Origin of the sequence: Moheibacter stercoris (genome assembly GCF_040545805.1) — a bacterium.
GTDB lineage: Bacteria > Bacteroidota > Bacteroidia > Flavobacteriales > Weeksellaceae > Moheibacter > Moheibacter stercoris.
Map to the genome: position 1 here is coordinate 36,025 of NZ_JBEPMO010000002.1, position 15,126 is coordinate 51,150.

At 36.3% G+C, this 15,126-nt stretch carries 11 protein-coding genes and 2 tRNA genes; 10 read left to right on the plus strand and 3 right to left on the minus strand.

All coding sequences use genetic code 11. The features are described from left to right. Window positions 1–29 precede the first annotated feature (29 nt). Window positions 30–1,307, plus strand: a complete 1,278-nt coding sequence (locus tag ABID46_RS02080) for a replication-associated recombination protein A (RefSeq protein WP_354506498.1) — start codon at window positions 30–32, stop codon at window positions 1,305–1,307. Between the two features lie 32 nt (window positions 1,308–1,339). After that, window positions 1,340–1,942, plus strand: a complete 603-nt coding sequence (locus tag ABID46_RS02085; protein ID WP_354506501.1) for a zinc-dependent metalloprotease family protein — start codon at window positions 1,340–1,342, stop codon at window positions 1,940–1,942. On the opposite strand, the gene ABID46_RS02090 is transcribed toward ABID46_RS02085, so the two are convergent. Together ABID46_RS02090 and ABID46_RS02095 are read right to left on the minus strand one after the other, a co-directional pair. Next, complete coding sequence (locus ABID46_RS02090; protein WP_354506503.1) at window positions 1,939–4,323, minus strand: TonB-dependent receptor; 2,385 nt, start codon at window positions 4,321–4,323, stop codon at window positions 1,939–1,941. The genes ABID46_RS02085 and ABID46_RS02090 overlap by 4 nt on opposite strands. A 68-nt stretch (window positions 4,324–4,391) precedes the next feature. Then, window positions 4,392–6,122: an MFS transporter gene (locus ABID46_RS02095; RefSeq protein ID WP_354506506.1), complete on the minus strand. Its 1,731-nt coding sequence runs from the start codon at window positions 6,120–6,122 to the stop codon at window positions 4,392–4,394. Window positions 6,123–6,363: 241 nt separating this feature from the next. On the opposite strand from ABID46_RS02095, the gene ABID46_RS02100 reads away from it, so the two are divergent. The 8 genes from ABID46_RS02100 to ABID46_RS02135 all read left to right on the plus strand — a co-directional run bounded on the left by ABID46_RS02100 (window position 6,364) and on the right by ABID46_RS02135 (window position 14,495). Then, entirely contained in the window at window positions 6,364–9,615 is a 3,252-nt protein-coding gene (locus ABID46_RS02100; protein WP_354506509.1) for a cytochrome c biogenesis protein CcsA, read from the plus strand. A 6-nt stretch (window positions 9,616–9,621) separates the two neighbouring features. Further along, window positions 9,622–10,173: a glutathione peroxidase gene (locus ABID46_RS02105; protein ID WP_435529313.1), complete on the plus strand. Its 552-nt coding sequence runs from the start codon at window positions 9,622–9,624 to the stop codon at window positions 10,171–10,173. A 43-nt stretch (window positions 10,174–10,216) separates the two neighbouring features. Beyond that, window positions 10,217–10,918, plus strand: a complete 702-nt coding sequence (gene bshB1, locus ABID46_RS02110; protein WP_354506512.1) for a bacillithiol biosynthesis deacetylase BshB1 — start codon at window positions 10,217–10,219, stop codon at window positions 10,916–10,918. Window positions 10,919–10,971: 53 nt separating this feature from the next. Next, window positions 10,972–11,047: transfer RNA gene (locus tag ABID46_RS02115), tRNA-His, on the plus strand. A gap of 215 nt (window positions 11,048–11,262) precedes the next feature. After that, window positions 11,263–12,915: a DUF8614 domain-containing protein gene (locus ABID46_RS02120; protein ID WP_354506514.1), complete on the plus strand. Its 1,653-nt coding sequence runs from the start codon at window positions 11,263–11,265 to the stop codon at window positions 12,913–12,915. A 32-nt stretch (window positions 12,916–12,947) separates the two neighbouring features. Next, a tRNA-Arg gene (locus tag ABID46_RS02125) sits at window positions 12,948–13,024 on the plus strand. A 53-nt stretch (window positions 13,025–13,077) separates the two neighbouring features. After that, window positions 13,078–13,878, plus strand: a complete 801-nt coding sequence (locus ABID46_RS02130) for a hypothetical protein (protein WP_354506517.1) — start codon at window positions 13,078–13,080, stop codon at window positions 13,876–13,878. A 2-nt stretch (window positions 13,879–13,880) separates the two neighbouring features. Then, complete coding sequence (locus ABID46_RS02135; RefSeq protein ID WP_354506520.1) at window positions 13,881–14,495, plus strand: deoxynucleoside kinase; 615 nt, start codon at window positions 13,881–13,883, stop codon at window positions 14,493–14,495. Window positions 14,496–14,568: 73 nt separating this feature from the next. Here ABID46_RS02135 and ABID46_RS02140 read toward each other — a convergent pair whose 3' ends face one another. Beyond that, a complete protein-coding gene (locus ABID46_RS02140) occupies window positions 14,569–15,123 on the minus strand; it encodes a hypothetical protein (protein WP_354506523.1) in 555 nt (184 codons plus the stop codon). Window positions 15,124–15,126 lie beyond the last annotated feature (3 nt).

Genomic DNA, 15,126 nt, shown 5'->3' on the forward strand with positions numbered 1-15,126 from the left:
CTTAATTTTGACTTCAAATATTCGTAAAAATGAATTCCCCATTAGCAGAAAGAATGCGCCCCAAAACTTTAGAAGAATTCATCAATCAAAAACACTTGGTTGGTGAGAACTCTCCTATTCGCATCATGCTAAAAACAGGTCATATTGCGTCCATGATTTTCTGGGGACCTCCTGGTACTGGAAAAACAACTTTAGCTCAACTAATCTCAGAATTATCCAATCGTTCCTTCTTTGAATTAAGTGCGATTAATTCTGGCGTGAAAGAAGTTCGTGAAATCATTGAAAAGGCAAAAAATCAAAATTTATTTTCAGGAGAGCAATCTCCAATTCTATTCATCGACGAAATCCACAGATTCAACAAAACCCAACAAGATAGTTTGCTCGGTGCCGTTGAAAAAGGATGGATTACCCTCATTGGTGCTACGACGGAAAATCCAAGTTTCGAAGTGGTTCCCGCACTATTGTCGAGATGTCAAGTCTATACCTTGAAATCTTTAGAAAGAAAGGATTTAGATGAATTGATTGAGCGAGCTCTAAAGGAAGATGAGACCCTATCCAAAAAAAAGGTTGAAATCAAAGAAACCGAAGCTCTATTACGCTTTTCGGGAGGAGATGCTAGAAAACTTTTAAATGGTTTGGAACTCGTTATCAATAGTGCAGGAGACGGGAAAATCAGTTTAACCAATGAATTAATCACGCAATCCATTCAGCAAAATCTTTCCCTTTATGATAAATCGGGCGAAATGCATTATGACATCATTTCAGCCTTTATCAAATCCATACGTGGTTCTGATCCCAATGGAGCAGTCTATTGGTTGGCTCGAATGATTGAAGGTGGTGAAGATTTGAAATTTATCGCGAGAAGGTTGCTAATTTTAGCATCAGAAGATATTGGAAACGCCAATCCAACTGCTTTAGTGATTGCCAACAATTCCTTCCAAGCTGTTACCACAATTGGGTATCCAGAAGCACGAATTATTTTAAGTCAATGTGCCGTTTATTTAGCAAATTCACCAAAAAGCAATTCCACCTATGAAGCCATTGGAAAAGCTCAACAATTGGTTAGACAAACTGGCGATTTACCCGTTCCGCTTCATTTGCGAAATGCTCCAAGTAAATTGATGAAAGATTTGGATTATGGCAAGGAATATAAATATGCTCATTCCTACGAAAACAATTTCGTGAACCAAGAATTTTTACCTTCCGAATTATCGGGAACCACTTTGTACGAACCAGGGCTGAACGCAAGAGAACAAGCCGACAAAGAAAATTTGCATCGAAAATGGAAAGGTAAATACGGATATTAAAATATATTCGTTTTACCCAAAACAACTTCTTCATGCGAATCCTTATAATGATCATTGTATCTTTCTTTTTTCTCCAATGCAAATCAATCAATGAACAAAAAGGTTTAGAGATTACGATGGTAAATTTTGAGAAAGTTCCTGAAGATTATGTTTCGTCTTCCATACAAACACTTCAAGAAAACTTCAAGATTGACACCATTCATTTGATTCCATCCAATTTACCAAAGGAAACCTTTTATGCACCAAGAAATAGATATCGTGCTGACAAACTCATCAAACATCTAAAAGAGGAATATTCAACCCAAAAAGTAATCGGACTGACGACACATGATATTTCTACCACCATTGGAAAACATGAAGATTGGGGAATTATGGGTCTAGCCTATCGACCTGGAAAATCATGTATTGTATCTACACACCGAACATTCAGAGGAGCAAAAAATGAAAAGCACAAACAAGAAAGATTAGCCAAAGTGGTAACGCACGAATTTGGACATACTTTGGGATTGCCTCATTGCAAAAATTCCGAAACCTGTGTGATGCGCGATGCCAATGGAAAAGTTTCAACCGTCGATGAAGTAACCGAATTTTGCTCTAGTTGTCGAAATCAAATTCGACATTTCCTCCAAGATTAAAATTCAAATATCAACCCAAAATAAGGCAAGATTGTATTTCGGTCTTGTTCCCCAATTTCCAATAAATAAGATTGTTCTTCCAAAGGTGCTTCTGGATTGGAAATGATTGGCAAATTGTTTTCATCGCGCTGCAAATTCACCACAGGTAAAGCACTTGGATTTTTAGATCCGTAGGCATTCACCAAATCCAGATACGCTGTCAATTGCCATTTTTTGAACGCCCATTTCTTTTCAACTCGAATATCCAATTGATGAGACAAATTTCCTCTTAAGCTATTCAATTCTGCATTATTTTGAATCGGACCATTGGATATATTCCAAATCGAAACCTGCGCACTTCTGTCTAAATCAAAAGGAGTTTCAGGAATGCCACTTTGCATACGAAATCTTGCTCCCAAATTCCAATTTCGTTTGAAATATTTCCCAGCAGATAAGGTCAAAATATGGCGGGAATCCCAAGCTGATGGAATCAATTCTCCTTCTGAATTTGAGAATTTAGAGTAGCCAAATGTATACGCCATGATTCCGTAAAAATCATTGGTTGTTCTTTTTTGCATCAAAATTTCCACTCCATAGGATTCCCCCTTTCCTCGAGCATCCAAAGGTTCATTTCCTACAACACCAAAATCACCTCCTAAATTTGCTAAACTCACTTGATTTCGCAAAGAGAACGGATAATTCTGATAGTGTTTGTAATAACCTTCTACGGTAATTCTCAAATTGTTTTTCCCATTGTATTCCACTCCCGCTACCAACTGAGAATTTTGAATGTATTTCAATGTTTTTTCATTCACCAATTCATTGTCTAGTTGAAATCCGAGTGCTGTATAAGCCGGCAATTGATGGTAAATTCCTGTATTAAAATTGAAGCTCCAACTAGGTGAAAACTTGTAATTCAAGGACAATCTTGGTGAAAATTGCTCCAATGGATTATTGGTATTGGATGAATAATCGGAACCATCAAAACGTAAACCTAACGAAACTTGCAATTTATCTTGCCAGAATTTCCTAGCTGTCTGTGCATAAATTCCATATTGTGCTATATCTTGATTGACATCCAACTGATCATACGCAATCGTATTTTGAGTCACAGATCGAATGGTGGATTCATTTTTATATTTGGCGAAATTCAAATTCCCTCCAAATGAAACCTGATAATTTACCCATCTCAAATTGCGATCTACACGTATTTTGTTTTCAATTTCTTGCGAATGATAATCCAACAACAAATTGTCTGGTTTTTCAATGTTTCGATAGTATTTGATTGCTTGATTGTCCAATCTATTTTGTCCATAGGTAAACAACCAACTTCCATTGCCCACTAAGTGTTTGTATCCTGCTCCCAACGTATAATTCCATTGAGGCGAATTGGGCAAACGTTCAATCAAGGTTAAATTGCTTAAAGTTGGCTCTGCTTCTTCGTTGAATTCAAATTTATCGATCGCGCCAATTCCGATGAAATACAATTCATCTCCCGAACGAAACTTTTTCGAAACTTTGAAATTTGCATCGTAATAAGAAGGCAAGAATGGCAAACCTATTGCGTTAAACAAATACTGTAAATTCGATTTTCTTACGGAAAACAAACCTGTCCAAGATTGATCTTTGCTCAAAGGTCCATCGGCCATTAATTGAAAATCATCGGTTCCTAAAACCGCTTTGAAACCGATTTTATCTTTCCTCGCTTGTTTCAAATTAAATTCAAATAGAGAAGACAAGGCACCATTTCGTTTCGCAGGAAATGCACCACTATAAAAATCTACATCTTGAATAAAATCAACGGCCAAAATTCCTCGTGGACCACCACTCGCACCTTGGGTTTGAAAATGATTGATAACGGGAACTTCTATTCCATCCACATAAAACTTATTTTCGCTGGAAGCTCCTCCTCTGATGAACAAATCGTTTCGAAAAGTTGCTGTTGATCCAACACCTGGAAAACTTAAAATCGCTTTGGAAACATCACGATTAGAACCTGCAGCTTTTTGAACTTCTTCACTGGAAATATTTCGGAGTGAAATAGGACTTTCAGGCGTTTTCTTATAGGTTTGTTTGACCAAAATCAATTCATTTAATTCTTCTGTTTGTGCATACAATCCGATGGAATAACTAAGGTTTTGATTGGGCAAAATTTGAATATCATCCAAATAACCCGATGAGTATCCTATTGCTGAAATTTCAAAGCTATAGGTTTCCTGAACCAAACTATCGATTTGGACATTTCCATTTCCTTCAAAATAACGGTCATCATTCAATACCGTAACCATTGCTTCGATAGGCTTTTTCGTAAAATCATCGTATACGTTGATATTGACACGGCCAAATTGAGCAAACAATGTTGTACTTAGAGCAAGAAAAAAAATGGTTGAGCTAAAACGCATTGGGAGTTTATTTGCAACAAAATTACAAACAACCTCCCAAACTTATCTTTTTAATTTTTATTGAATTTTTAATGTGCTGATGCTGCAGTTTCTGCTTCATCTACATTGATTCCTTGTTTTCTTAAAATGGATTTTACCAAAACGGCAAATACAGCCAAATAAACGAAACATAACAAAGGAATGATGTAGGAATTATGAATTCCAATTATATCGGCTAATTTCCCTTGAATCGGAGGAATAATTCCACCGCCCAAAATCATCATGACCAAAAATGCAGATCCTTGCGCTGTATATTTCCCCAATCCCATCAAAGCCAAGGAAAATATGGAGGACCAAATAATACTACAAGCCAATCCCCCAGCCAAAAAGGCATACACAGCCGTCATTCCTGAAGTCATCAAACCAACAACCATAGCTGATGCTCCAAATATACTGAACACCAACAAAGTCATCACTGGACGATCTTTAGCAATGAAGAACATAATGATTTGTAAGAAAACACAGAATATATAATAATACAAGGTTTGCATATTATTTCCTGCAACCGTATTCACTCCAATAATTAAACAAAATGCCAAAATTGGCAAAGCTATCAATAACAAGGTTTTCTTGGCACCCATCAAACTAAAAGCAGATACTGCTCCTGCCCAACGACCAATCATCAAACTTCCCCAATACATGGAAATATAGGGTGCAATTTCAGAAGACGAAAATCCGCCAAATTCTGGTTGTTGCAGTAAATCTCCAAGGTTACTTCCAATCGCGACTTCCACTCCTACGTAAATAAATATGGCAATCATACCCAAGATCAATTGCGGATATTGCATTGCTCCCCAACCATCCGATTTGCGTTTGGCTTGAATTCCTGCAAAAGACAATCCTCCAAGCACTACCAATAAAGCGCCACCCAACCACATCATACGTTTTTGTTCCAATGGATGTAGGATTTCTTCTATTTCGGATTTAATCAGAGCAATTTCACTAGTTTCTTGTGTGTTTTTTAAGTCAGCTTGCAGTGCTTCTATTTTCAAGGCTTCCTCGCTTTTGTAACTACTAAATACGGGAGCAAATGTAACGCCCAACAAAAAGGTCATGATAACCAATAAACGAATGGCTTTGTTGGCCTTTTCAATGGGTTCATTGGAAATCCCAGCTGGTACTTTTTTCGAAAAATAAAACAAAGCTGCTGCTGCCACAAATAACAATCCGACTCCAGCATATAAATAGACGACTTTGTTCAACGGCAATCCGGCAATATCAGAATCGGAAACTGCGGTAGTTGTTCCAAATAATGCAAACGCCACAATCAAAGGTCCAATGGTGGTTCCAAAGGAATTGATTCCTCCTCCCAGATTGATTCGGTTGGCGCCAGTTTTGGGATCACCTAATAAAATCGCAAAAGGATTAGCAGCTGTTTGCTGCAAAGAAAATCCGAGTGCAACGATAAACAATCCAATCAACATGCCTAAATAGGTATTGACCTCAACTGCCAAAATCATCGCTCCAGCTCCCAAGGCAGAAAACAACAATCCGTATACTATACTTTTTTTATAGCCCCATTTGGTTACCAAATCTCTTCCTGACATGGAACTAAAAATGAATAACAACAATGCACCAACGTAGTAAGCCGTGTAAAATGCAAAATCGACCAATTGGGATTGAAATTGATCCAAATCAAAATAATGCTTACAAAAAGGAATGAAAATACTGTTACCAGCCGCAATAAATCCCCAAAAGAAAAACACCACAATTAATGTGTATAATGCTGGATAATTGGTCTTTGTTTGATTTGTTTCCATGTAAATTTCGATGTGTTAATTGAATTGCTTAATAAAAACGGACAAAAGGTAAATAAAAACCATGAAACCATACTTGATTATTTTCTTTAATTAGAATTGGTTTAAATTAGAATAATCTATACGCTTATAACAAAAATCACATGCGGCTTAACATTAAATCATTGTGCATGACTTATTTTTGTTGGTTTAATAGTAAGATCTAATGACGAAAATTGAAAAGTTTTTTTTCTCAACCCGCACAATGACAGTTTTATTGTTCATTTATGCCATTGCAATGGCGATTGCGACCTTTGTGGAAAATGATTATGACACACCAACTGCCAAAACCTTGATTTACGAAGCCAAATGGTTTGAAGTATTAATGCTTTGGTTAATTATTCTTTTCGTTGCCAATATTGCGCGCTATCGATTGCTGAGAAAAGACAAATGGCCTGTTTTGATCTTTCACCTTTCCTTTATTTTCATTTTTATTGGAGGAGCTATCACAAGATACATCAGTTTTGAAGGTCAAATGCCAATTCGTGAAGGCGAAACTACCAATGAAATCATCAGCGAACGCACCTATTTCAAAGTTGAAATCAATGACAAGGAACGTGCCTTGCGTTATGACAAAAATGAGTACATGATGTCTCATTTCAATGCAAAGGATACTCCATGGCCATTCAAACGCACATACAAACAAGATTATGCTTTTGGAGACAAAATTTTGACGCTTAAAACGCTTGATTATATTCCTTTAGCAAAAGATTCCATTGAACGAACCAATTCCGGCAAAAAAATGTTGGAAATTGTAACCATGGGCAAAGAGGGTCGCGAAAGCGAATTCATAGGTGACGGTGAAATCCGAAATGTGAACGGAACCATGGTGAGTTATAACAATCCAATTGAAGGATCTGTTCAATTATTGGATTTAGAAGGAAAATTACATATCAAATCCCCATTTGAAGGACAATATATGACTATGACGGGTCAACAAATGGGTGTGGTAACCGATTCTGCTTTGTTAAAAGAACAATCGGGTAATTTGGAATTGAACAAAGTTCAAGAATTAAATTACCGTACACTTTACACTATTAACAATACCAACATCATCATTCCTCAACCTGCATTTCAAGGAAGAGTTGTTTACTACAAAGGCGATAAAACAAAACCAGAAGAAAAAGAATTACCTGGTGCAATTGTGGTAGAATTGAGTTCAGGTTCAGAACGCGACACCTTGACCATCATTGGTGGACGAGGATTAACTTCGTTTAGCAAAAACACTTCCATCAATGGTTTGGGTGTTTCACTTGGATTTGGATCGAAATTCATCCATACTCCATTTTCGATTCGTTGTGATGACTTTATTCTGGATCGTTATCCTGGTTCTATGAATCCATCTTCGTATGAAAGTGAAATTACCGTTATTGATCAAGGAAAAGAAACTCCACATCATATTTACATGAACAATGTGATGGATTACCGCGGATATCGTTTTTTTCAATCGAGTTATTTCCCAGATGAAGGAGGAACAATCCTATCAGTTAACGCGGATTGGTGGGGAACAAATATTACCTACATCGGATATTTCTTATTATTCTTCGGTTTATTTGCGACACTTTTCTGGAAAGGAACGCATTTCTGGAAATTGAATGCGCAATTAACCGAATTGAACAAAAAGAAAAGTTTGGTTTTACTTCCATTTTTCTTGCTAGGCGGATTGAGTGTAGCGCAAGATTCCATTTCCAATCCAAATTCAACTTCTGTAAATACGCAAGATTCGGTTGCTCATCCGCATAAAGAAGTTCAACCTTCGGCACAATTTGCTCAACCTGGAACCTTGGAAAATTTCGTTGAATTTGACCAAGACCATTTGGATGCTTTTGCTCGAATTTTAGTCCAAGATTTCGAAGGTCGTATCAAACCAATGAATACGCATGCGTTGGATATGATTCGTAAAATCCACAAAAAGGATTCGTACACACTTGAAAATGGAACTAAAATAAGTGCGGAACAATTGTTCTTATCCATGCAAATTGATCCAGCTTTCTGGGCCAATCAACCTTTGATCAAAGTTGCCAATACTGCCGGAGATCAATTAATGGCCGAATTGAAAGTCAACGAAAAAGGATATACTTCCTATATGAATTTAGTGGATCCTGAAACGGGCCAATTCAAATTGGATCAACGCTACAATGAAGCATTTTCAAAACGTGCGGCCGATCAATCCAAATCTGATTTAGAAATCATCAATGTTACCGAACGTTTCAACATCTTCAACAACATTGTGTACGGATATTATTTAAAAGTAATTCCTATCAAAAATGATCCAGGAGAAACTTGGACAAGTTGGATTTATAGCACTCCAGAATCGGCCATTGAAATTGATCCGATCGCATTTGAGTTGATCACCAAATATTTCAACGATATTAAATCAGCTATCCAAACCAAAAATTGGGACAATGCTAATAAATCATTGCAAGCAATTTCTGATTATCAAAAAGAATGGGGAAAAAATGTTCTTCCTCCAGCTTCCAAAGTAAACATGGAAATTACCTACAATAAAATCAACATTTTCTTCTGGTTGATGATTATTTATTCGATGCTTGGTGGATTATTGATTCTTTTCTCATTCATAGAAGTATTAGGAAATTATAATTCCAAAAGCATCATCCATAAAGTCATTCTAGGCTTGTTTTATTTGGTCTTAGTAGCATTGCTAATTCATTTCATCGGATTAGGAATTAGATGGTATTTATCGGGTCATGCACCTTGGAGTAATGGTTATGAAGCAATTATCTTTATTTCCTCGATTGGAGTATTGGGAGGAGCGATTATGTACCGAAACCGAAACGCATTCATTCCAGCTTCTGGAGCAATAGTAGCCATGATCATGATGGGATTTGCGCATGGAGGTTCGATGCTTGACCCACAAATAACACCTTTGGTTCCTGTATTAAAATCCTATTGGTTGATGATCCACGTTGGAATCATTTGTTCTAGTTACGGATTTTTTGCCTTGTCGATGGTAATTGGAGTCATAGTCTTGGTCTTGTTGTGTATCAAACCAACGAAAAAAATCAAACTTTCGATTCAAGAAATGACGATTGTAAGCGAAATGTCCTTAACCATTGGGATGTTGACCTTAACCATCGGAACGTTTTTAGGAGGTATGTGGGCCAACGAAAGTTGGGGAAGATATTGGAGCTGGGATCCAAAAGAAACTTGGGCATTCATTTCGGTAATTGTTTACGCCATTGTCTTACACTTACGTTTGGTTCCAGGTTTGAGAGGGAAATGGGTATTCAACATGGCTACTATGTGGGCAATTTGGACGATTGTGATGACGTATTTCGGAGTGAATTATTATTTATCTGGATTGCATACGTATGCGGCAGGAGATTCAATTCCAATTCCAAATTGGATTTACGTTGCTGCATCTTTGATGCTGATTCTAACGATTATTTCGTATCTTCGAGATAAGAAATTCAAAGCACTTAAAAAGAAAAAATAACCAAAGATGAAGTTTCTAAACCTTGCAGTATGTTTCCTTCTCATGATGGGTTGCACTGCACAAAAAACCGAAAAGATGAAAACGATTTACGACTATAAAGTAGAAGATATTTCTGGAGACGAATTTGATTTCGCTTCGCTAAAAGGAAAAAAAATCTTGATTGTCAATACGGCCTCCAAATGTGGATTTACTCCACAATTTGACGGATTGGAAAAATTATACCAAGATTACAAAGATGATAATTTCGTCATTATCGGATTTCCTTCCAATGATTTTGGCCAACAAGATCCGGGAAGTAATGAAGAAATAGCAGAATTCTGCAAAATCAATTATGGTGTTACTTTTCCAATGATGAGCAAAATTTCGGTAAAAGGAGATAGCATTGCTCCTATTTATCAGTTCTTAACTCAAAAAGATTTGAACGGGAAAAAGAATTCATCTGTAAAATGGAATTTTCAAAAGTATTTGATCAATGAGGATGGAACTTTGGAAGATTACTTCTATTCCATCACCAATCCAGATAGCAAGAAAATCACCAAATGGATTGAAAAAGATTAAACTAGACCAAACGAGCCTCTCTACTCCTTTTAATTAAAACAATATGAAAGTAGATATTTTAGCCATAGGAGCGCATCCAGATGATGTAGAATTAGGTTGTGGGGCAACTGTTGCCAAAATGGTTGCAGAAGGCAAAAAAGTTGGTATTGTTGATCTAACTCGTGGAGAATTGGGGACAAGAGGTTCAGCAGAAATTCGAAACCAAGAAGCATCAGATGCTGCCAATATTTTGGGAGTAGCATTTCGAGAGAATGTAGAATTTCGCGATGGTTTTTTTAACCACGACGAAACGCATCAATTGAAATTAATTGAAGTCATCAGAAAATATCGTCCAGACATTATTTTATGCAATGCGATAGAAGATCGTCATATTGACCATGGAAAAGGTGGTGAATTGGTTGAAAAAGCAGCATTTTTATCAGGCTTAAAACGAATTGAAACCGGTCAAGAAGCTTGGAGGCCCAAACATATTTTTCATTATATCCAATGGTTTCCCTTAAAACCTGACTTCATTTTGGATGTCACTGGATACTTGGAAAAGAAAAAAGAAGCATGCATGGCGTTCAAAACACAATTTCATGACCCTTCCAATAAAGAACCCGATACACCTATTTCTTCTAAGACCTTTCAAGAAAGTATCGAATACAGAGCCAAAGACTTAGGGATGTTAATAGGGACAGAAGCAGGTGAAGGCTTCATGATCAAAGGATATTTGGGTATAAAAGATTTTGAAGGAATCTTGTAATTTTTTTTGCACGAATTTAAAAAACCCTTATATTTGCAGTCCAATTGAAAAATGGTGATTGTAGCTCAGTTGGTTAGAGCGCCGGATTGTGGTTCCGGAGGTCGTGGGTTCGAGACCCATCATTCACCCACAGAAGTCCTGAAGAAATTCAGGACTTTTTTTGTTTACAATTTCTTCATCTCCACAACTTTCTTATTAGCGTTTTACTAACCTTTTAGCCTAAATAATTTTCCACCTTTGTTATGCAATAAAAAAGTCCTCATGTGTGTTAATGAAAGGAGATGAATTATTAGGTTTCATCTCCTTTTTATTTTATTTTTGGTATTTATTGCAATTTTAGTCAAATGAAACGTATCGTAATTTTAGGTTTAGCACTTGTTTGCGCAGGAGCAATTATTCAAAGTTGTAAATCGGAAAAAAAACCGGTTGATAATAATGAACAACTTCCAGAAGTAGAAATAGAAGTCAAAGATTCCTTAAAGAATTATGCTACAGTTACCTTGAATTCGGACATTTCACATTTGACCGATAAAGAAAAAGCCATGTTGGTTTTATTTATCGAAGCTTCCCAAATCATGGATGATTTGTTTTGGTACGAGGCCTATGGAGACAAAGCTGAATTATTGGCAAAAATCCCGAATCGTTTCAAAACCTATGCAGAAATCAATTATGGTCCTTGGGATCGACTAAATGATATGAAGCCTTTCTTGACTGGATTCCCAGACAAACCAAAAGGCGCGAATTTCTATCCGTTTGATATGTCGGTTGAGGAATTTGAACAAGCCAATTTACCAGAAGGAAAAAGTCCTTATACGTTTGTAAGACGTGATGAAACAGGAAAATTATACACTATTCCTTACCATGTTCATTTCAAAGACCAAATTGCAAAAGCCGCGAGTTTATTACGTAAAGCTGCAACCTTCTCAGAAGATGAAGGATTGAAAAATTATTTGGAATTACGTGCCAAAGCATTGGAAACAGATGAATATTTTGAAAGTGACATTGCATGGATGAACATGAAAACCAATCGTCTAGATTTCGTCGTTGGACCAATTGAAAATTACGAAGATGAATTATTTGGTTATAAAACAGCTCACGAAGCCTATGTTTTGATCAAAGACATGGAATGGTCCAAAAAATTGGAAAAATATGCCGCTTTACTACCCGATTTGCAAAAGAATCTACCGGTTGATGACAAATACAAAGCAGAAAGTCCAGGAACGGATTCTGACTTGAATGCCTATGATGTTGTGTATTATGCTGGAGATTGTAATGCAGGCGGAAAAACAATAGCCATCAATTTACCCAATGATGAACGTGTTCAGTTAGAAAAAGGAACCAGAAGATTGCAATTGAAAAACGCGATGAAAGCGAAATTCGACAAAATCATGTTACCGATTTCTGAAATTCTAATAGATGAATCTCAACGTCAACATGTGAAATTTGATGCCTTTTTTGCCAATGTGATGTTTCACGAAGTGGCACATGGATTAGGAATCAAAAATACCATCAATGGAAAAGGAAGCGTTCGTGAAGCTTTGAAAGAACAAAATTCTCATTTGGAAGAAGGAAAAGCCGATATTCTTGGATTGTACATGGTCAATCAATTGTTAAAAGATGGCCACTTAGAAGGTCAAAAAGAAGATTTCATGGTTACCTTTTTAGCTGGAATTTTCCGATCGGTTCGCTTTGGCGCAAGTGCTCATGGTTCGGCTAATATGATTTGTTTCAATTATTTTCAAGAAAAAGGAGCATTTAAACGTACAAAAGAAGGAACCTACATCGTTGATTTTGTAAAAATGGAACAAGCCATGAACAGTCTTTCTGCGGTGATTTTAAAATTGCAAGGAGAAGGAGACTATGAAGGCGTAAAGAAACTCACAAAAGATAAAGGTCATATTTCAAGTCAATTGCAACAAGATTTAGATCGATTGAAAGAAGCTGGAATCCCAGATGATATCGTATTTGAACAAGGAATAAAGGTGTTGGGCTTATAACACAAAATTTGTAATTTTGGCCAAAATTTTAAGGCTGCGTAGTTCAACTGGATAGAATATCGGATTTCGGCTCCGACGGTTGGGGGTTCGAATCCCTCCGCGGTCACCATACAATGCTCGAACTATTATGTATTTCGAGCATTTTTTTATGTATTTTTGAGAATGATGAAATTCATAATATTTGGTATCGGGTTTTTGCTAAGCAACCTTTTATTGGGGCAAAGTTGGAAAAAAATTGACTCCATCCAATTGGAAGCAAGAGATAGTATCACTGATTTCTCCGTAGATGATTTTCACAATATGTATTACATCCGGAATTTTTCTGAACTCAACAAAATCGACTTTCAAACACGTAGAAGAAAAACATTTTCAAATCAACAAATTCTTGAAAATTTAAATACCCAAAATATTCTTCAAGTCACATTAAAATCCGGATTTTTCAATCTATTGGTGTTAGACAATCAATTGAATCCAATTCAAGATCTTATCCAATTTCCCATTGAAACCAATTTTTCGCCAACGCTTACCGCTTTGGTGGATAACAATTATGTTTGGGGATATGATCCTGTTATGCAACGATTGGTTCTTTGGAATTATCGTGAAAAGAAAGCCATACGACAATCAGTAATATTAAGCGAAAAAACAGGCGATGAATTCTTTTCTGAAATGGTTTACCACCAAAACAAAATCTATTTAATCGGCTACACCAAATGTTTGGTTTTTGATGAATATGCCAATTTGGTTTCGGTCATTCCTTTTCAAAAATTCGATCAATTGTATTTTGTGAACCAGAAATTCTATTATTCTGCAGAAGGAAAAATTTGGAAATTCGATTTACAAACCAAAACGACGCAACTTTTGGATACCCCAAATGGTTTTGACTATTTCGCGATAAATAACCGATATCTTTTTGTCTTAACTAATAAGGTTGTTTATCTTTACGAATTCCAAAAACACGATTAAAAATGCATATAGCGATTGCCGGAAACATAGGTGCGGGAAAAACTACCTTGACTCAATTATTAGCCAAAAATTTCAATTGGAAGCCTCAGTTTGAGGATGTTGACCAAAATCCCTACTTGGATGATTTTTACAACAACATGGAAAAATGGGCTTTCAACCTACAAATCTATTTTTTGGGAAGTCGCTTCAGACAAATCAAAGAAATTCGTGATAGCGGTTTAGACATCATTCAAGATAGAACCATTCATGAAGATGCCTATATTTTTGCAAGCAATTTACATGATATGGGACTTTTGATGACCCGAGATTATGAAAATTACTTGACGGTTTTCAACTTGATGAATTCATTTGTTCAAGCACCCGATTTGTTGATTTACCTTCGCGCTACCATTCCTACTTTGGTGAAACAAATTCAAATGCGTGGAAGAGAATATGAGTCCACCATCAGCATCGAATATTTAAGTCGATTGAATGAAAAATACGAAGAATGGATCAAAACTTACCATGAAGGAAAACTTTTGATCATTGATGTAGACAATTTGGATTTTGTCAACAATCGCGAAGATTTGAGTTTTATCTACGATAAAGTCGATGCAGAATTGAATGGATTATTTTAATTCGAACTAAAAATACACCCATAAAAAAAGACGGAATTGATTCCGTCTTTTTTATTTATTCTTGAATGAGTTATTAGAATTTGTAAGCAGCACCTACTCCAATTCCCATAACATTGTTGAAATTTTTAGAGAATGCTGTATCTGGAATATCACTATCGATTTTAGAAGAAATTCCTTTCAAATAAGCAAAAACTTGAATGAATTCATTTTGCCATCCACCTTTTGGCATAAAATAGAATCCGCCGTTGTAATCATTGTTTAAACTAATGGCATATCCTAAATCTACTCCAGCAAAAAATTGATCCATGAAATCATATTGAGCAGAAGCTGTAATTGGAATCAAGGTCATATTTTGAGCTTTAAGGTTTGAATTTACTGCAACACCATCGATGATAACAGCATCTACCTTTTTACCTCCAAAAATGTCCAATCCTACTTTACCTCCAACATGTAGATTTTCCATCACTGGATATAAGTAAGAAGCAGCAGCGCCATAGTTAATTCCAAAAGCATCAGCACCATCACCGATCGTTGCTCCTACGGTTGCTTCTGCTTTTAATCCTTCTTGAGCATTTACCCCAACTAGCCCAATTAACCCTAAACATGCGCTTAAAAATAACTTTTTCATAAA